Below are 19387 nucleotides of genomic sequence, written 5' to 3' on the forward strand. Positions count from 1 at the left end.
GAGCCGCGGCCCGCCCGGCCCGGTCAGCGCAGGTGACCGAGGAGATGAGCGGTGACGAGGTCGGCCGCGCCGGCCACCCCGCGCAACCCGGGGAAACCGTTGACGTCGACCACCACCGGCCCGGAGGGGGTGGCGAGCAGGTCGAGGCCCAGCACGTGCACTCCCAGCGCGCGCTGCACCCGCCGGGCGAGCGCCACCTGGACGGCGTCCGGGGCGAAGGGGGTGCCGGAGGTCGTGTGCGGGCCCGCGAGGGTGGAGGGCTTGAGCAGCCCGCGCACCTCCTCCCCGACGAGGTAGAGCTTGCGGTCCGTCCCGTCGGTGCGCAGCCGTCGCTCGACGAGGTAGGGCCCGGGGAAGGGCGCCTCACCGGGCAGCGTGCGGTCGTCGCCCGTGACGACCTGGGTGCCGCGGCCCGGCCCGGCGAACGCTTTGGCCACCACCGGCTCGACCGCGGCGCGGGCGACCACCTCCGGCCACCGCTCGACCGTGACGGCGGGTGGCAGCGGGACGTGGGCGGCGGCGAGTGCCGCCTGCCACAGCCGCCGGTCGCGCAGCAGCCGGTCGCCCGGCCACGGGTTGCACAGGTCCACGCCCCGGTGGTGCACGCCGGCGAGGAGGGGAGCGACCTCGCTGCGCAGCCCGCGGTGGACGAGGAGGTCGGCGGCGTCGAGCTCGGCCGGGTCCACCCGTTCCTCGTGCGGCAGCCGCACGGTGACCGCGCAGCCGTGCGCGGTCAGCCCGGCGGCGACGTCGGCGAGCAGCGTCCCGGGCTTCGGCGGCTTGCCGAGGAGCAGCGTCACGCGCGGAGGCATGCCGCGCATTCTCCCAGCGCGGCGGCCCACGGGAGGCGGAACAGGGCGGCAGGCCGGGCCCCGGGAGCCGGAGGAGCCGGCGGGGCCCCGGGAGTCGGACAGGCCGGCGGGGCCGCGGGAGCCGGACGGGCCGGTGGGGTCCCGGGAGTCGGGCAGGCCGGCGGGCCTGCAGGAGGCGGGAGAGAGACCGGAGGGGGTGGCGGGCGGCTACCGGGCGCGGGTGGCGTTGGCGGCGCGGGAGCGCTCGACGACCTCGGGCAGGGCCGCGAGCACGGCGTCGACGTCGGCCTGCGTCGTCGTCCGCCCGAGGGAGAAGCGCAGCGCGGAGCGGGCGAGGTCGTGGGGGTAGCCCATGGCGAGGAGGACGAAGGAGGCCTCCTGCACCCCCGCCTGGCACGCGGACCCGGCCGAGGCGTTGACCCCGGCGAGGTCGAGGCCGAGGAGGAGGGAGTCGGCGTCCGCGCCCTCCACCGTGAGGTGGGCGATGTGCGGCAGCCGCGGGGCGTCGGCCCCGGTGAGCCGGACGCCCGGCACGGCGGCGATGACCCCGGCGACGAGCCGGTCGCGCAGGGCGGCCAGCCGCCGCGCCTCGGCCTCCCGGTCGGCGACGGCCAGGCTCACCGCCCGGGCCAGCGCCCGGGCGCCGGCGACGTCGAGGGTCCCGGAGCGCACGCCGCGCTCCTGGCCGCCGCCGTGGTGCACGGGGGCCAGCGCCAGGTCGCGTCGCGCGAGCAGCGCCCCGGTGCCGACCGGCCCGCCGAGCTTGTGCCCGGTGACCGTCATCGCCGCCAGGCCGCTGCCGGAGAAGCTCACGGGCACGTGGGCCACGGCCTGGACCGCGTCGGAGTGCACCGGCGCCCCGCCTGCCGCGGCGACGAGCTCGGTGACCGGCTGGACCACGCCGGTCTCGTTGTTCGCCCACATGACCGAGACCAGGGCCGGCCGCTCGCCGTCGGCGAGCGCGGCGCGGGCGGCGTCCAGGTCGAGCACACCGTCCTGTCGCACCGGGAGCAGGGTGACGTCCGCCAGACCGCGCTCGCCCAGCCAGGTCGCGGCGTCGAGCACCGCGTGGTGCTCGATCGCGCTGACGAGCACGCGGGGCCGGGCGGAGGGGTGGGCGTAGACGGCGCCCTTGACGGCGAGGTTGTCGGCCTCCGTGCCACCGGAGGTGAACAGCACCTCGGCGGGCTCGGCGTCGAGCGCGGCGGCCAGCTCCTCGCGGGCCTCCTCGAGGCGGCGGCGGGCGTCCCGCCCGGCGGTGTGCAGCGAGGAGGGGTTGCCCCCACGGGTGAGCTCCGCGGCGTAGACCTCGGCGACCTCGGGCCGGACCGACGTCGTGGCCGCATGGTCGAGGTAGTGCATGGCCCGAGTGTAGGCGCGCCCGCCCCTCGGGACGGTCCGGCCAGGCCCGCACCCGCCGGCCGTGCCCGCCCCCGCGACCGTCCGGACGGACCCGCGTACCGGCCGACCGCCCGCTCCTCGGGACGGTCGGGGCGGACCGGTGCAATCCGGGCCGCCGACCGCTTAGGCTTGGGCGGCGTGACGCGGCAGCGTCACGTCAGACCACCCGAAGGGCTTTCCCTGTGCGCCGATCCGTCACCGCCACCGCTGCCACCGCGCTGGCCGCCGTCCTGTTCCTCGCCGGCTGCTCGGACGACGGCGACCCCGAGCCGACCGACACGGCGACCGAGTCTGCGACGGACGCCGCGGAGCAGCCGACCGGGAACGCGCCGGAGGACGTGGCCGCGCTCGAGGGCATCACCGTCGAAGGCGAGCCCGGGGCCGAGCCGAGGCTGACGTTCGAGCAGCCGCTCAACGTCGGCGGCCACGCCGCGGCGGTCGCGGTCCCCGGCGACGGTGCGACCCTCGAGGAGGGCCAGCTCCTCCTCATCGACTTCATCCAGGTCAACGGTGAGAACGGCGAGGTGCTCGACTCGACCTACGGGGCGGGCATGCAGCCGCTGATCATCGACGACGACGTCACCGTCGAGGCGCTCAACGACGTCCTCGTGGGGCAGCAGGTCGGCGCCCGGGTGCTCTTCGCCAGCCCCACCCAGGGCCCGGCCGCGATCATGGCGATCGAGGTGCGCGAGGCGGTGTCCTCCCGTGCCGAGGGCACGGAGGTCGAGACCCCGGAGGGGCTGCCCACGGTGACCCGCGCGGAGAACGGCGAGCCGAGCATCGAGCCGGTCGACGGCGAGGCGCCGACCGAGCTCGTCACGGCCGCCACCATCGAGGGCGAGGGCAAGGCCGTTGAGGAGGGCGACCAGGTGTTCGCCCAGTACAGCGGCTGGCTGTGGGACGGCACCCAGTTCGACTCCTCGTGGACCACCGGCGTGCCGCTGAGCTTCGAGGTGGGCGCCGGGGAGCTGATCCAGGGCTGGGACACCGGCATCGTCGGCCACACCGTGGGCAGCCAGGTGCTCTTCGTCATCCCGCCGGACCTCGGGTACGGCGAGGAGGAGGTCGGCCCGATCCCGGGCGGCTCGACGCTGGTCTTCGTCGTCGACATCCTCTACGCCGGCTGAGGCGCCGGGCCCACGGCCCGCCTGCTCCGGGCGGGCCCCGGCGTAGGCGGCGCAGTGCCGGCACGGGCCACTCGCCCCTGCGCAACTCACGCCCCGCCGCTCAGGCGCCACGCGACGCGGGCCCCGCCACGACTCAGGCGCCGCGCGACTCGGGCCACCGCGTGACTCGGCCCCGCGTGACTCAGGCGCCGCGGTGGCGGCGGATGGCCTCGATCGCCTGCGGCAGCACCTCGGCCGCGTCCCCGACGACGCCGAAGTCGGCGATCTCGAAGATCGGGGCCTCGGGGTCGGTGTTGACCGCGACGATCGTCTGGGAGGCCTGCATCCCCACCGTGTGGTGCACCGCTCCGGAGACGCCGACGCCGATGTAGAGCCGCGGCGCGACGGTCACGCCGGTCTGGCCGACCTGCTCGGAGTGCTCGCGCCATCCCTCGTCGGTGACGTCACGGGTCGCGCCCACCGCCCCGCCGAGCAGCTCGGCGAGCTCCTCGACGGCGGTGAAGTCGCCCTCGGTGCCGCGCCCGCCGACGACGACGGTCTGCGCCTCGGTCAGCGGCACCCGGCCACTGCGCGGGTGCTCGGTGCGCTCCACCACGGTCACCGCGCGGGCCCGCTCGCTGAACGTCACCGGCACCGTCACGACGTCCGGGTCGGTCGCCTGCGCCGCCGGCTCCGCGGCCACGGCGGTGGGCCGCAGGGCCACCACCGGGGTCCCCCGGGTCACGGTGCACACCGTCTGCCAGGAGGCGCCGAACACGGTCTTGCCCGCGGCGAGCGTGCCGTCCGCCCGCCGCTCCACGCCGTCGGCGTCCACGACGGCGCCGGAGCCGAGGGCGACCGCCAGGCCGGCCGCCAGCTCCTTGCCGGCGTAGGTCGACACGAGCAGCACGGCCCGCGGCGCGGAGTGGGCCACCACCGCCGCGACCGCCTCGGTCGCCACCGGCGCGAGCTGCGGGGCCAGGCCGTCGAGCTCCGGTACGTGGACGGTGCCCACCCCGAAGCGGCCGAGCTCGGCCCGGGCGGCGTCACCGGGGGCGGCGGCGCCGAGCCACACGGCAGCGACCGGGCCGCCGAGGCCGCGTGCCGCGGTGAGCACCTCGGTGGCAGGCCCGGTGGGCAGACCGTCCTGGTGGTCGACGACGACGAGCACGGGTGCGTGGGTCATGGTGCCTTTCCTGGGTCTGGGTCGGGAGGGACGTCAGGCGAGTGTCGGCGGGACGTCAGACGAGCTGGGACTCGATGAGGAACTGCGCCAGCCGCTCGCCGCCGTCGCCGGAGTCGGTGACGATGCGTCCCTGCTCCCGGGCGGGGCGCGGCTCGGCGGACAGGACGGCGGTAGCCGCCGCCGGCGCGGCGAGGCCGAGGTCGGCGAGCGTCAGGGTGTCCACCGGCTTCTTCCGGGCCGCCCGGATCGCCTTGAAGGCGGGGTAGCGCGGCTCGTTGGCCTGGTCGGTGACCGACACCAGGGCCGGCAGGGGCGCCTCGAGCACCTCGGCGGCGTCACCGATCTCGCGCCGCACCCGCACTCGTCCTGCGGTGACCGTGAGCTCGGTGGCCAGGGTCAGCTGCGGCAGGTCGAGCTCGGCGGCGAGCGCGGTGGGGAGCATCGAGGTCAGGCCGTCCAGCGCCGCCATCCCGGTGACGACGAGGTCCACCGGTCCGTCCGCCTGGACGGTGCGCACGGCCGCGGCCAGGACCGTCGCGGTCGCCACGACGTCCGCACCGGCCAGCGTGTCGTCGCTGACGTGCACCCCGCGGTCGGCGCCCATCTGCAGCGCCCGGCGCACGGCGTCCTCGGCGTCGTCCGGGCCCATGGTGAGCGCCACGACCTCCCCGCCGTGCTGCTCGACCAGGCTCACCGCGGCCTCCACCGCGTTCTCGTCGAGCTCGTTGAGGACGTCGTCCAGACCGCGTATCGTGCGACCGTCCTCGCCCAGGGCGCGGTCGGACTGGACATCGGGGACATGCTTGACGCACACGACGATCCTCATGTCCCAAGCCTGCCACCTTCCTCCGCGCGTGCCGAAACCAGTGGCGGCGGGCACATTAGGATTTTGTGAGGCGCAAAAGGTCACGCGCGGAGCCGCCACCGGGTGTCGTCCGGGATGAGAAGATGACCCCCACCATGAGTAGGACCGCCTCATCCCTTCGTGCGACGACCCGCCTCCGTGAGACGGCGCAGCGGGTCGACGGGCGTCCCCTCCGGCTCGGGGCGCACCTGCGGGACGGCGGGGTCGACGTCGCCGTGGTCGCCTCCCACGCCGCCGCGGTCGACCTGTGCCTGCTCGACGAGGACCCCTCCTCCCCCACCGGCTTCGCCGAGCGGCGCTACGCGTTGCACCGCGGGCGCCACGGCGTGTGGCAGGGCCACGTGCCGGACGTGGCGGCCGGGCAGCGCTACGGGCTGCGCGTGCACGGCCGCTGGGACCCGGCCTCCGGCCTGCGGCACAACCCCGCCAAGCTCCTCCTCGACCCCTACGCCCGGGGCATCACCGGAGCGTTCCGCCACGCCCCGGAGGTCTACGGGCACATCGTCGACGAGGACCTCGCGCCCGTCGCCGGCTGGCACCGCAGCGACCTGGACTCCGCCGGACACGTACCCCACGGCGTCGTCCTCGACGAGGTCCTGCCGGTGCCGGACAGCTCCCGTCCGCACACGCCGTGGGAGCGGACGGTGATCTACGAGGCCCACGTGCGTGGCCTGACCAAGCAGCTGCCGGGCGTCCCCGAGCACCTGCGCGGCACCTACGCGGGGCTGGCCCACCCGGCGACCATCGCCCACCTGCGCTCCCTGGGCGTCACCGCGGTGGAGCTGCTGCCCATCCACGCCGCCAACGACGAGCCCTTCCTCATCGACAAGGGGCTGACGAACTACTGGGGGTACAACACCCTGGGCTTCTTCGCCCCGGAGCCGCGCTACGCCACCCGCAGTGCGCAGGAGCAGGGCCCGGCCGCCGTCCTGGACGAGGTCCGCGGCATGGTCCAGCTGCTCCACGAGGCCGGTCTCGAGGTCATCCTCGACGTCGTCTACAACCACACCTGCGAGGGCGGCGACGGCGGACCCACCCTGTCGTGGCGCGGCCTGGACAACACCGAGTACTACCTCCACGACGGCCTGCGCCCGGCCCACCTCGCCGACGTCACGGGCACCGGCAACTCCCTGGACTTCCGCCGCCTGCGGGTGGTGCAGCTGGCGCTGGACTCGCTGCGCTACTGGGTGCGCTACGTCGGGGTGGACGGATTCCGTTTCGACCTCGCCACCACCCTGGGCCGCAACGGGTCGGAGTTCAGCCCCAACCACCCCTTCCTCGTCGCGGTGGCCACCGACCCCGTGCTCTCCGAGGTCAAGCTCATCACCGAGCCGTGGGACGTCGGCCCCGGCGGCTGGCGCACCGGGGAGTTCCCGCCGCCGTTCGCGGACTGGAACGACCGCTTCCGCAACGCGGTGCGCACCTTCTGGCTCAGCGACCCCGCCACCGGTGTAGCGGGCGGCACCGGCCAGGACCTGCGCGACCTGGCCACCCGGCTGGCCGGCTCGGCCGACCTGTTCGCCCACGGCCCGGTGCCGGGCGGCCGCGGGCCGCTGGCGAGCATCAACTACGTGACGGCGCACGACGGCTTCACCCTCGCCGACCTCGTCACCTTCAACCACAAGCACAACCTCGCCAACGGCGAGGACAACCGGGACGGCACCGACGACAACCGCTCGTGGAACCACGGCGTCGAGGGTCCGGTCACCGTCCCGCCCGGCGAGCCGCGAGACCCCCGGGGCGGGCCGGGTGACGGCGCGGCGGCCGTCGGGTGGGTGCCCGAGCCCCACCCGCGCGGCGCGGAGATCCTCACCGCCCGCCGCCGTTCGGCGCGCAACCTCCTCGGCACCCTGCTGCTCTCGGTGGGCACCCCGATGATCACCGCGGGTGACGAGATCGGCCGCACGCAGCTGGGGAACAACAACGCCTACTGCCAGGACAACCCGATCTCCTGGGTCGACTGGGAGACCGCCCCGTGGCAGGAGGAGCTGCGCGCGACGGTGCAGTACCTCCTGCGGCTGCGGCGGGAGCACCCCGTCGTGCGCCCGGACTTCTTCGCCACGGGGCAGGTCGCCGACGGTGACGTCATCCCCGACCTGTCGTGGTACCGGCGCGACGCCGCCCCGATGACGGTGGAGGACTGGCACGACTCGGGTGTGCGGGTGCTGCAGATGCTCCGCTCCGGCCACGGCCTGGGCGACGCCGACTTCCTGCTCGTCCTCAACGGCGCCCTCGCCGAGGAGTCGGTGACCCTGCCGGAGGGTGCCGGTGCCGACTACACCCTCGTGTGGGACTCGGCGTGGGAGCACCCGCCGCAGGACGGCACGCCCGCGCAGACCGTCGCGGCGGGCGGGACGACGCCGATGGCGCCGCTGTCGCTGCGCGCGTACCTCGCCCACCGCTGAGCCTCGCCGCCCGGCCCGTCCGTGCCGGGCTTGGCATGATGGGGGCATGGAGCGGCTCGAGGGCGAGGCGCGGGACCGCGTGCGCGCGGCGAGCCTGTGGCTCGTCGTCGCGGTCGTCCTCGTCTTCGTCGCGTGGGGGCTGTGGGCGGTCTACGCCGGCTCCGCGGAGGTGACGACGGTGCCGAGCGAGGTCGTCGCCGTGTCGGACGACGGACGCGTGGTGACCGTCGAGCTGGTCCACGGCGCGTGCCAGGACCCGCTCGGGCTCGCGGTCGACGAGGGCCGCGGCGCCGTCGTCCTCACCGCCCGGGTCGTCGAGCGCACCCCGCCGAGCGGCAGTGCGTGCCCGTCCCGGCTCGTCGTCTCCCGGGTGAGCGTCGTGCTGGACGAGCCGCTCGGGGACCGCGCGCTGCGCACGGCCCCCGCAGACCCGCAGGACAGCTGACCAGGGAAGGAGCCCACCATGCGGCTGGAGCGTGTGGTCGCCGCCGACCGCGAGCGGCTGTGGAGGTACGTCGGTGACCTCGACCGGTGGCACGAGCTGCTGCCCACCGTGGACAGCGTGACCCGCACGGGTCCGCCGGGGCCGATCGGCGTCGGCACCCGCTTCCGGGTCGCCCAGCCACGGCTGGCGACGGCGGAGTACGTCGTCACCGCGTGGGACCCGCCCGCGGGGTTCACCTGGGAGGCGACGGTGCGCGGGGTGCGGACCACCGCGTCCCACGAGCTGCACGCCACGGGCACCGGCACCCGGCTCGTCCTCGGCCTGGAGTGGTCCGGGCCGGCCGCCTGGCTCGCTCGGCTCCTCTACTCCCGCCTCACCCGGTCCTACCTGGAGCAGGAGGCCGCCGCCTTCGCCGCCCACGCCACCGGTCGGGGCGCGTAGCGGGCGCCCCGGACGACAGGAGGCTCCCGGCACCGATGGGGTGCCGGGAGCCTTCCCGGGTCGCTGCCCGGAGGGTCAGGGCTGCTGCGGGACGGTGAGCAGGCCCATCTCGGTCGGGCCGGCGAGCAGCTCGTGCACCGGCACGATGCGCACCGAGTAGCCGAAGGAGCCGGAGAACTCGAGCTCGACGTCGCCGCGGTAGCCGTAGCGCCCACCCTCGTAGGTGTCGCTCAGCTCGAGGGGCCGGGTGGCGATGTCGACGAGCGTGTCGTCCTCCGCCACGCGCCCGGTGACGAGTTGCACCTCGACGTCCTCGGGGCGGAGCTCCCCGAGCGAGACGTAGGCGCTGACGCCGACGACGTCACCCACCTTGACGACGTCCGCGACGTTCGTCGACTCGACGTGGTCGACCCGCACCGCGGGCCACGCCGCGCGCACCCGCTGCTTCCACTCGGCCAGCTCCACGGCCCGGGGGTGGCCCGGGCCGTTGAGGGCGCGGAAGCTGCCGGCGACCGGGGTGTAGAGCTGCTCGACGTAGTCGCGCACCATCCGGGTGGCCTGCACCTTGGGCCCCAGGGTGGCCAGGGTGTGGCGCATCATGCCCATCCAGTGGCGCGGGATGCCGTTCTCGTCGCGGTCGTAGAACCGCGGGACGACGGTCTCCTCGAGCAGCTCGTAGAGCGCCGCGGCCTCGAGCTGGTCGCGCCGCTCGGGGTCCTCGACGCCGTCGGCGGTGGGGATCGCCCAGCCGTTCTCGCCGTCGTACCACTCGTCCCACCACCCGTCGAGGATGGAGAGGTTGAGGGCACCGTTGAGGGCGCACTTCATGCCGGAGGTCCCGGAGGCCTCGAGCGGGCGCAGCGGGTTGTTCAGCCACACGTCGCAGCCCGGCATGAGGGTCTGGGCCATCTCGATGTCGTAGTTCGGCAGGAAGACGATGCGGTGGCGCACGTCCTCCTGGTCGGCGAAGGAGACGAGCTCGCGGATGAGCCCGATGCCGGGCTCATCCGCCGGGTGGGACTTGCCGGCGACGACGATCTGGATCGGCCGCTCGGGGTCGGTGAGCAGGCGCTTGAGCCGCTCGGGGTCCCTGAGCATGAGGGTCAGCCGCTTGTAGGTCGGCACCCGGCGGGCGAAGCCGATGGTCAGGACGTCGGGGTCGAGGACGTCGTCCACCCAGCCGAGCTCGGCCGGGGAGGCGCCGCGGTCCAGCCAGGACTTGCGCACCCGGCGGCGGGCGGCGCGGACGAGTTCGGCGCGCAGCGCGCGGCGGGTCTGCCACAGCTCGGTGTCGGGCACGCCGCCGGCGTCGGCGGGCAGCAGCCAGCCCTCCCCGCTCTCGATCTGCTCGGGGGTGAGGTGTGCCTCGGCCGTCCTGGCGAAGACGGGGTCGGTCCACGTCGGGCCGTGCACGCCGTTGGTGATCGAGGTGATGGGCACCTCGCTGACGTCGAAGCCGGGCCACAGCTGGTGGAACATCCCGCGCGAGACGTGGCCGTGGAGGCGGGAGACGCCGTTGGCCTTGCGCGCGGCGCGCAGGCCGAGGACCGCCATGTTGAAGACGGCGGGGTCGCCTCCCTCGAAGTCCTCGGTGCCCAGGGCGAGGACCTTGTCCACCGGGACGCCCTGCAGCTCGGAGGAGCCGGTGAAGTACTCGCGGACGAGGTCCTGGGAGAAACGGTCGATGCCGGCGGGGACGGGGGTGTGGGTGGTGAACACGGTGCCCGCCCGTACCGCCTCGAGCGCGGCCTCGAAGCTCAGCCCCTCCTCGGCGACGAGCTCGCGGATGCGCTCGACGGCGAGGAACCCGGCGTGGCCCTCGTTGGCGTGGTACACCTGCGGCTCGGGAGCGCCGGTGAGCCTGGAGTACAGGCGCAGCGCCCGCACCCCGCCCATGCCGAGGAGCAGCTCCTGGCGGAGCCGGTGCTCGTGGGAGCCGCCGTAGAGCCGGTCGGTGACCTTGCGGGTGGAGTCGTCGTTCTCCGGGACGTTGGAGTCCAGGAGGAGCAGGGGGACGCGGCCGACGTCGGCGCGCCACACCTGCGCGTGGAGCTGCTGCCCGCCGGGCAGCGCCAGGCTCACCCGGGCGGGGGTGCCGTCGGGCTCGCGCAGCAGGGTGAGGGGGAGGTTGTCCGGGTCGAGCAGCGGGTAGGTCTCGTGCTGCCAGCCGTCGCGGGTGAGGGACTGTTTGAAGTACCCGGCGCCGTAGAGCAGGCCGACGCCGACGATGGGCACGCCGAGGTCCGAGGCGGACTTCAGGTGGTCACCGGCGAGGATGCCCAGCCCGCCGGAGTACTGCGGCAGCACGGCGGTGATGCCGAACTCGGCGGAGAAGTAGGCGATGGCGTCCGGCTTGTCCGGTGCGTCGAAGGACTGGTACCAGCGCGGCTGCTCGAGGTACTCGCGCAGGTCGGCGTCCAGCTCCCGGACCCGCGCGACCACCTCCTCGTCACGGGCGAGCTCGTCCAGTCGCTGCTTGCCGAGCGCGCCGAGCAGCTTGATGGGGTCCCCGTGGAGGGACCGCCAGCGCTCGGGGTCGAGGGACTCGAACAGCGCCCGTGTCGGCTCGTGCCACGAGAAGCGCAGGTTCTGGGCGAGGGTGTCCAGCGGCGCGAGCGGCTCGGGCAGGACCGTACGGACGGTGAATCGACGGATGGCTCTCACAGCGGCAGTCTAACCGCCCTTTCCGTAAGAATTTCAGCGCGTTTTCAAACAGGGTGCCGCCGGGCCGCACCCGACGCGCCGACGACCCCACGCCCGAGTGTCCTCTGCGGTCGACCGCAGCGCGACCCGTCGATAGGTTCGTGCCCGTGAGCAGCACCTCCTCCCGTCCGCCGGCCGCCGTCGCCGGCCCGACGTCCGGCCCTGCCCCCGACCCGCGACCGGCTCCCCCGACCCCGATCGGGCGGATCCCGGTGATCGAGGTCTCCCCCGTCGTCGAGGGCGGCCGCTGGCCCGCCAAGGCGGTGACCGGCGAGGCCGTGCGGATCCGGGCCACCGTCTTCCGCGAGGGCCACGACGCCGTCGCGGCCACCGCCGTCCTCGTCGCCCCGGACGGCACCGACCACAGCTCGGTGACGATGACCCCGGTCGACCCGGGCCTGGACCACATGGAGGGCTGGCTCGTCCCCGACCGCGAGGGCGAGTGGTCCTTCCGGGTGGAGGGCTGGTCCCACCCGTACGGGACCTGGCTGCACGACGCCCAGGTCAAGGTGGACGCCGGGGTCGACGTCGAGCTCATGCTCACCGAGGGGGCGCTGCTGCTCGAGCGGGCCGCCGCCCGTCCCGGGCTGCCGGCCGACGCCCGCACCGTCCTGACCGACGCCGTCACGGCGCTGCGCGACACCGACCGGCCCGCCCCGGCGCGGCTGGCGGCAGGCACCTCCCCGGAGGTCCAGGAGGTCCTCGCCGCTCACCCGGTGCGCGAGTACGTCACCCGCAGCGCCACCTACCCGCTGCGGGTCGACCGGCCGCGGGCGCTGTACGGCTCGTGGTACGAGATGTTCCCCCGCTCCGAGGGGGCCTATTTCGACGTCGAGCGCGGCACGTGGGTGTCCGGCACGCTGCGCACGGCGGCCGAGCGGCTCCCGGCGATCGCCGCGATGGGCTTCGACGTCGTCTACCTCACCCCGATCCACCCGATCGGGACCACCAACCGCAAGGGCCGCAACAATACGCTCACCGCCCAGCCCGGCGACCCGGGATCGCCCTACGGCATCGGCTCCCCCGAGGGCGGCCACGACGCCATCCACCCCGAGCTCGGCACCTTCGCCGACTTCGACGCCTTCGTCGCCCGGGCGCGGGAGCTGGGCATGGAGGTGGCCCTCGACCTCGCCCTGCAGGCCTCCCCGGACCACCCGTGGGTCACCGAGCACCCGGAGTGGTTCACCCGCCGCGCCGACGGCTCCATCGCCTACGCGGAGAACCCGCCGAAGAAGTACCAGGACATCTACCCGCTGAACTTCGACAACGACCCGGAGGGCATCTACCGGGCGGTGCGCGACGTCCTGCAGGTGTGGATCGACCACGGGGTGACCGCCTTCCGCGTGGACAACCCGCACACCAAGCCGCTGGACTTCTGGGAGCGGCTGCTCACCGACGTGCGGCGCGACCACCCCGAGGTCATCTTCCTGTCCGAGGCCTTCACCCGGCCGGCGATGATGCGCACCCTGGCGGCCATCGGGTTCCACCAGTCCTACACCTACTTCACCTGGCGCAACACCAAGGAGGAGGTCAGCGACTACCTCCTGGAGGTGTCCAACGAGACCTCCCACGTCATGCGGCCGAGCTTCTGGCCGACGACGCACGACATCCTCACCCCGTACATGCAGACCGGCGGGGTGGCCGCCTTCGCCATCCGCGCCGTGCTGGCCGCCACCGGCTCACCGACGTGGGGGATCTACTCCGGCTACGAGCTGGTGGAGAACGTCGCCCGGCCGGGTGCCGAGGAGCAGATCGACAACGAGAAGTACGAGTTCAAGCCGCGCGACTGGGCCCGTGCGGAGGACATCGGCATCTCCCGGCTGCTCACCGCGCTCAACCGGATCCGTCGTCACCACCCTGCGCTGCAGCGGCTGCGCGGCCTGACCGTGCACCCCACGACGGACGACGCCACGGTGTGCTTCTCCCGGCACCTGCCCGCCCACCTGTCCCCCACCGGCCAGGCAGACACCGTCGTCGTCGTCCTCAACCTCGACCCCTTCACCACCCGCGAGGGCACCATCGACCTCGACCTGGCCGCGCTCGGCATCCCCGACCCGCCGCCGGGCACCGACCCGGGCACCACGCTCATGGCGGTGACCGACGAGCTGTCCGGGGAGACCTACTTCTGGGGCCGCACGCCGTACTTCCGGCTCGACCCCCACCACCACTGCGCGCACGTCCTGTCGGTGAGGCCGCTGTGAGCCCGCACAACCCGCTGCGGGTGCAGGCGCTGGCCGCCCGCGCCGACCCGGTGCCCCCGCTCGGCAGCGGCGAGCGGCCCGGGCTCACGCCGGACCCCGAGTGGTACCGCTCCGCCGTCTTCTACGAGGTGCTGCTGCGCGCCTTCGGCGACTCCGACGGCTCGGGCATCGGGGATCTGCGCGGCCTCATCGACCGGCTCGACTACCTCCAGTGGCTGGGCGTGGACTGCCTGTGGATCCCGCCGTTCTACCCCTCCCCGCTGCGCGACGGCGGCTACGACGTCTCGGACTACACCGCCGTCGCGCCCGAGTACGGCTCGATCGAGGACTTCCAGGAGCTGCTCGACGAGGCGCACGCCCGCGGGCTGCGCATCCTCATCGACATCGTCGCCAACCACACCAGCGACCAGCACCCGTGGTTCCAGGCCTCCCGGTCGATGCCGGACGGCCCCTACGGCGACTTCTACGTGTGGAGCGACGACAACACCAAGTACGGCGACGCCCGCATCATCTTCGTCGACACCGAGACCTCGAACTGGACCTTCGACCCGGTGCGCCGCCAGTACTACTGGCACCGGTTCTTCTCCCACCAACCCGACCTCAACTTCGAGAACCCGGCGGTGGTCGAGGCGATGCACGACGTCGTGCGCTTCTGGTGCCGGCTGGGGGTGGACGGGTTCCGGCTCGACGCCATCCCCTACCTCTACGAGGAGGAGGGGACGAACTGCGAGAACCTGCCCCGCACCCACGAGTTCGTCCGCGACCTGCGGGCGATGGTGGACCGGGAGTTCCCCGGCACGCTCATCCTCGCCGAGGCGAACCAGTGGCCCCAGGACGTCGTGGAGTACTACGGCACCGAGGACGCGCCCGAGTGCCACATGTGCTTCCACTTCCCGGTCATGCCGCGCATCTTCTACGCGCTGCGCGAGCAGCGGTCCCACGCGATCATCGACATCCTCGCCGACACCCCCGAGATCCCCCGCGGCGCACAGTGGGGCACCTTCCTGCGCAACCACGACGAGCTCACCCTGGAGATGGTCTCCACCGAGGAGCGCGCCGCGATGTACGGCTGGTACGCCGAGGACCCGCGGATGCGCGCCAACGTCGGGATCCGCCGCCGGCTGGCGCCGCTGCTGGGCAACTCGCGCAAGGAGATCGAGCTCGCCCACGCCCTCCTGCTCTCCCTGCCGGGCAGCCCGTTCCTCTACTACGGCGACGAGATCGGCATGGGGGACAACATCTGGCTCCCCGACCGGGACGCGGTGCGTACCCCGATGCAGTGGACGCCGGACCGCAACGCCGGCTTCTCCACCGCCGACCCGGGCAAGCTCTACCTGCCGCTCGTCCAGTCGCTCGTCAACCACTACCAGGCGGTCAATGTCGAGGCGCAGTACGCGACCCCGACCTCCCTGCTCCACTGGGTGCGCGGCATCCTCGAGGTGCGCAAGGGCCACCCGGTGTTCGGTACCGGCTCCTTCGAGATCATGGAGACCGACAACGACGCCGTCCTCGCCTTCGTCCGGCAGAACGAGGAGGAGGCGGTGCTGTGCGTGATGAACCTGGCCAACACCCCGCGCTCGGCCCGCGTCCACCTGCCCCGGCACGCCGGCCGCCCGCTCGTCGACATCTTCGGCGGGGCGACCTTCCCCGACGTCGACCCCCGCGGCCACGTGACGATCACGCTGGGCACCCGGGACTTCTTCTGGCTGCAGATCGGCACCCCGCCCGAGCCGAGCGCGCCGTCGGCCCGGTCCGCGCCGCAGACCGTGACGCCGGCCGAGGCACCGGCCGCCCCGGAGGCCCCGGCGCTGCCGCCCGCGAGCCCCGAGCCGGCCGCGAGCACCCCGCCGCAGTCCGAGCAGCCCCCCGGCGGCTCGACCGCCCCGCCGCCCCGGGAGGGCTGATGGCCACGCTCACCCCGCCGTTCGCCGAGTTCCTCCCCGGTTGGGTCGCCCGGCAGCGGTGGTACACCGCCAAGGGCAGCACCCCCCGGCTGCGCCGCGTCGGGGGGCTGCGGTACACGGACCCGGCGGGTGAGGTCGGCATCGACACCCACCTGGTGCAGGACGACTCCGGCCCGCAGCCGGTCGTCTACCAGGTGCCGCTCACCTATCGCAGCGCACCGGTCGAGGGGCTGGAGCATGCCCTCGTCGCGCGGACGGAGCACTCCGAGCTCGGCACCCGGTGGGTCTACGACGGCTGCCACGACCCCGTCGGCGCCCGCGCCCTGCTCACCACGATCCTCGGGGAGCACACCGTGGTCTCCGACGCCGGCGGCGCGGGCGGACGGGCCACCGGCCACCGGGCGAAGGGCCCGGGCGCGATGCAGCACCACACCCGCGGGGAGTGGGTCCGGGTGCTGCGCGGGGAGCAGTCGAACACCTCGGTGATCTTCGAGGGCGACGACGGTCCCCCGGTCATCTGCAAGGTGTTCCGGGTGGTGGTCGACGGCGCGAACCCCGACGTCGTCGTCCAGGAGGCGCTGGCCGACGCCGGCAGCACCCGGGTGCCCGCCCCGCTGGGGGACCTGTCCGGGGAGTGGACCGGGCCCGGCGGTGAGCGCCGCCACGCCCACCTGGCCTTCGCCCAGGAGTTCCTCCCCGGCGTCGAGGACGCGTGGCGGGTGGCGGTGCGCGCCGCAGCCGCCGGCACGTCGCTGGGCGCCCGCGCGTCCGAGCTGGGCGCGGCCGTCGCCGCCGTGCACCGCGACCTCGCCGCCGCCTTCCCGGTCCACGAGCCGACCGAGCCGGTGCGCGCCGCGCTGCGGGCGACGTGGCGCGACCGGGCCGCGGCCGCGCTGCTCGCCGTCCCCGAGCTGGAGCAGCACCGGGAGGCGATCACCGCCGTCTACGCCCGCGCCGAGGAGTCCCGCTGGCCCCGGCTGCAGCGCATCCACGGCGACCTCCACCTCGGCCAGGTCATCGACGCCCCGGGACGTGGCTGGCTGCTCCTCGACTTCGAGGGAGAGCCGCTGCGCCCGCTGCCCGAGCGCACCGCCCCCGACCTCGCGCTGCGCGACGTCGCCGGGATGCTCCGCTCCCTGGAGTACGCCGCCGGCGCGGCCCACCGCGAGCACGGCGCCGACGTTCCCGCCGCGTGGGTGACCGCGGCCCGCACCGCCTTCCTCGACGGGTACGCCCGCGAGGCCGGGCACGACCCGCGTTCCGACGCGGCGCTGCTCACGGCCCTCGAGCTCGACAAGGCGCTCTACGAGGCGGTCTACGAGGTGCGCAACCGGCCCGACTGGCTGCCCATCCCGGTGGCCGGGGTGCGCCGTCTGCTCACCGGCCCCGGGACCTGAATCCCGCGCGACACCGCGACCCTGATGGAAGAGTGGGAAACATGACAGACCTCGACCCTCGCAGCTCCGGCCCGCACGCCGGCGGAGCCGACCCGGGGACGGCCCTGCCCGTCGACAGCGACGTCCTCCACGCGGTCGCCGTCGGCCTCCACCACCAGCCGCACGACGTCCTCGGCCCCCACGTGGGCGAGGGCGGGGTGACGATCCGGACCCTGCGCCCGTTGGCCGACGCCGTCACGCTCGTCACCGAGGAGGGGCGTCGTCCCTTCACGCACGAGCACGAGGGCATCTGGGTCACCGTGGTGCCAGGCTCGCAGGTGCCGGACTACCGCATCGAGGTCACCTACGGCAGCGAGACCCAGCTGACCGACGACCCGTACCGCTTCCTGCCCACCCTGGGCGAGCTCGACCTCCACCTCATCGGCGAGGGCCGCCACGAGGAGCTGTGGCGGGCGCTGGGCGCGCACGTGCGGCGCTACCCCTCCCCGCTCGGGGAGGTCACCGGCACCTCCTTCGCCGTGTGGGCGCCCAACGCCCGCGCGGTGCGGGTCAAGGGTGACTTCAACTCCTGGGACGGCCGCTCCACGGCGATGCGCTCGCTGGGGTCCTCCGGTGTGTGGGAGGTCTTCGTGCCCGGCGTCGGCGCCGGCGCGCGGTACAAGTTCGAGATCCAGCACCGCGACGGCTCCTGGCACGAGAAGGCCGACCCGATGGCGCGTGCCACCGAGCACCCGCCGGCGACGGCGTCGGTGGTCACCGAGTCCCACTACGAGTGGCAGGACCACGAGTGGATGGCCCGCCGCGCCGAGACCGACCCCCACTCGGGGCCGATGAGCATCTACGAGGTCCACCTGCCCTCGTGGCGGCCCGGACTGAGCTACCGCGACCTGGCGGTGGACCTCGTCGACTACGTCGCCGGGCTCGGTTTCACCCACGTGGAGTTCATGCCGGTGGCCGAGCACCCCTTCGGCGGCTCCTGGGGCTACCAGGTCACCTCCTACTACGCGCCGACGGCGCGGATGGGCACCCCGGACGACTTCCGCTACCTCGTCGACCGGTTCCACCAGGCCGGTATCGGGGTCATCATGGACTGGGTCCCGGCCCACTTCCCCAAGGACATCTGGGCGCTGGCCCGCTTCGACGGCACCCCGCTGTACGAGGACCCCGACCCGCTGCGCGGCGAGCACCCCGACTGGGGCACCCTCGTCTTCAACTTCGGCCGGCGCGAGGTGCGTAACTTCCTCGTCGCGAACGCGCTGTACTGGCTCGAGGAGTTCCACATCGACGGGCTGCGGGTGGACGCCGTCGCCTCGATGCTCTACCTGGACTACTCCCGCCAGCCGGGCCAGTGGCGGCCCAACGAGCGCGGCGGGCGGGAGAACCTCGACGCGATCAGCTTCCTGCAGGAGACCAACGCCACCGCCTACCGGCGGGTGCCCGGCGTCGTCATGATCGCCGAGGAGTCCACCGCCTGGCCCGGGGTGAGCGCCCCTACCGAGCACGGCGGGCTCGGCTTCGGGCTGAAGTGGAACATGGGCTGGATGAACGACACCCTCCGCTACCTGTCGGAGGAGCCGATCAACCGGCGCTACCACCACGGGGAGCTGACCTTCTCCCTCGTCTACGCCTTCTCCGAGCAGTTCGTCCTGCCGCTGAGCCACGACGAGGTCGTCCACGGCAAGGGCTCACTGCTGCGCAAGATGCCCGGGGACCGGTGGCAGCAGCTGGCCAACGTGCGGGCACTGCTCGCCTACCAGTGGTCCCACCCGGGCAAGCAGCTGCTCTTCATGGGCGGGGAGTTCGCCCAGGAGGAGGAGTGGTCCGAGGCGCGCGGGCTGGACTGGCACCTGCTCGACCAGCCCGCCCACGCCGGGGTCGCCGACCTCGTGCGTCGGCTCAACGACATCTACCGCGCCCACCCCGCGCTGTACGCCCAGGACTTCACCCCCGAGGGCTTCCAGTGGATCGAGGCCGGCGACGGCGACCACAACGTCATCAGCTATTTGCGGCTCGACCCGTCCGGTGAGGGCCGCCCGATCGCGTGCATCGTCAACTTCGCCGGCGTCCCCCACGAGGGCTACCGGGTGGGGCTGCCCCACGCCGGGGCATGGGTCGAGCTGCTCAACACCGACGCCGAGGAGTACGGCGGCTCGGGTGTGGGCAACCTCGGCCGGGTGGTGGCCGAGGAGCTGCCGTGGAACGGCCGGCCGGCCTCGGTCCGGCTGCGGGTGCCGCCGCTGGGGGCGCTGTTCCTCACCCCGGAGTCCGGCCCGCGGTGACCCTGGACGACGTCGGTCTGGTCGCGGCGAGCGCCGTGGCGGTGGCCGCCGTCCTCGTCATCGCGCTGCACCGGCGGATCGTCCGCACACCCGACGGCCGGGGCCGCGGCGTGCTCGTCGCCTTCGCCCTGGTCGTCCTCGTGCCCTGCCTCGTCCTCATCGCCGCCCTGCTGGCGGACCGGTAGGCAGCGGCTGGGGCCCGGGGCTCGTGCCCTGCCCCGCCGCGCTGCGGGCGTGCCGGG

General features: G+C 74.2%; 14 protein-coding genes. 9 read left to right on the forward strand and 5 right to left on the reverse strand.

Features of this window, described 5'->3' with window-relative positions; translation table 11 throughout:
• Positions 1-23: 23 nt before the first annotated feature.
• Both Q0195_RS03780 and Q0195_RS03785 read right to left on the reverse strand, forming a co-directional pair.
• Entirely contained in the window at positions 24-812 is a 789-nt protein-coding gene (locus Q0195_RS03780) for a hypothetical protein (RefSeq protein WP_299274771.1), read from the reverse strand.
• Positions 813-1019: 207 nt separating this feature from the next.
• Positions 1020-2174 (reverse strand): cysteine desulfurase family protein, encoded by a 1155-nt coding sequence (locus Q0195_RS03785; protein ID WP_299274774.1) that lies wholly within the window; start codon positions 2172-2174, stop codon positions 1020-1022.
• A 221-nt stretch (positions 2175-2395) separates the two neighbouring features.
• Between Q0195_RS03785 and Q0195_RS03790 the strand changes: the two genes are divergently transcribed.
• Complete coding sequence (locus Q0195_RS03790) at positions 2396-3340, forward strand: FKBP-type peptidyl-prolyl cis-trans isomerase (protein ID WP_299274776.1); 945 nt, start codon at positions 2396-2398, stop codon at positions 3338-3340.
• Positions 3341-3521: 181 nt separating this feature from the next.
• Here Q0195_RS03790 and Q0195_RS03795 read toward each other — a convergent pair whose 3' ends face one another.
• Both Q0195_RS03795 and Q0195_RS03800 read right to left on the reverse strand, forming a co-directional pair.
• Entirely contained in the window at positions 3522-4505 is a 984-nt protein-coding gene (locus Q0195_RS03795; RefSeq protein WP_299274779.1) for an electron transfer flavoprotein subunit alpha/FixB family protein, read from the reverse strand.
• A 55-nt stretch (positions 4506-4560) separates the two neighbouring features.
• Positions 4561-5331 carry an electron transfer flavoprotein subunit beta/FixA family protein gene (locus Q0195_RS03800; protein WP_299274782.1) on the reverse strand — a complete coding sequence of 257 codons (771 nt, stop codon included), beginning with the start codon at positions 5329-5331 and terminating at the stop codon, positions 4561-4563.
• A gap of 134 nt (positions 5332-5465) precedes the next feature.
• Between Q0195_RS03800 and glgX the strand changes: the two genes are divergently transcribed.
• The 3 genes from glgX to Q0195_RS03815 are packed head-to-tail and all read left to right on the forward strand — an operon-like array spanning position 5466 to position 8661.
• Complete coding sequence (gene glgX / locus Q0195_RS03805) at positions 5466-7775, forward strand: glycogen debranching protein GlgX (RefSeq protein ID WP_299274784.1); 2310 nt, start codon at positions 5466-5468, stop codon at positions 7773-7775.
• Between the two features lie 46 nt (positions 7776-7821).
• Positions 7822-8220, forward strand: a complete 399-nt coding sequence (locus Q0195_RS03810) for a hypothetical protein (protein ID WP_299274787.1) — start codon at positions 7822-7824, stop codon at positions 8218-8220.
• Positions 8221-8238: 18 nt separating this feature from the next.
• Complete coding sequence (locus Q0195_RS03815; protein ID WP_299274789.1) at positions 8239-8661, forward strand: SRPBCC family protein; 423 nt, start codon at positions 8239-8241, stop codon at positions 8659-8661.
• A 75-nt stretch (positions 8662-8736) separates the two neighbouring features.
• Here Q0195_RS03815 and glgP read toward each other — a convergent pair whose 3' ends face one another.
• Positions 8737-11325, reverse strand: a complete 2589-nt coding sequence (gene glgP, locus Q0195_RS03820; RefSeq protein WP_299274792.1) for an alpha-glucan family phosphorylase — start codon at positions 11323-11325, stop codon at positions 8737-8739.
• Positions 11326-11561: 236 nt separating this feature from the next.
• On the opposite strand from glgP, the gene Q0195_RS03825 reads away from it, so the two are divergent.
• The 5 genes from Q0195_RS03825 to Q0195_RS03845 are packed head-to-tail and all read left to right on the forward strand — an operon-like array spanning position 11562 to position 19330.
• Positions 11562-13565, forward strand: coding sequence for an alpha-1,4-glucan--maltose-1-phosphate maltosyltransferase (locus Q0195_RS03825; RefSeq protein WP_299274803.1), 2004 nt, complete (start codon positions 11562-11564; stop codon positions 13563-13565).
• A gap of 50 nt (positions 13566-13615) precedes the next feature.
• Positions 13616-15469, forward strand: a complete 1854-nt coding sequence (gene treS / locus Q0195_RS03830) for a maltose alpha-D-glucosyltransferase (RefSeq protein WP_299274806.1) — start codon at positions 13616-13618, stop codon at positions 15467-15469.
• A complete protein-coding gene (locus Q0195_RS03835; RefSeq protein WP_299274794.1) occupies positions 15469-16866 on the forward strand; it encodes a phosphotransferase in 1398 nt (465 codons plus the stop codon). The genes treS and Q0195_RS03835 overlap by 1 nt, the downstream gene beginning before the upstream one ends.
• A gap of 41 nt (positions 16867-16907) precedes the next feature.
• Positions 16908-19145, forward strand: coding sequence for a 1,4-alpha-glucan branching protein GlgB (gene glgB / locus Q0195_RS03840; RefSeq protein ID WP_299274797.1), 2238 nt, complete (start codon positions 16908-16910; stop codon positions 19143-19145).
• Positions 19142-19330, forward strand: a complete 189-nt coding sequence (locus Q0195_RS03845; RefSeq protein ID WP_299274800.1) for a hypothetical protein — start codon at positions 19142-19144, stop codon at positions 19328-19330. The genes glgB and Q0195_RS03845 overlap by 4 nt, the downstream gene beginning before the upstream one ends.
• Positions 19331-19387 lie beyond the last annotated feature (57 nt).

It is taken from the genome of uncultured Georgenia sp. (genome assembly GCF_937958535.1).
GTDB lineage: Bacteria > Actinomycetota > Actinomycetes > Actinomycetales > Actinomycetaceae > Oceanitalea.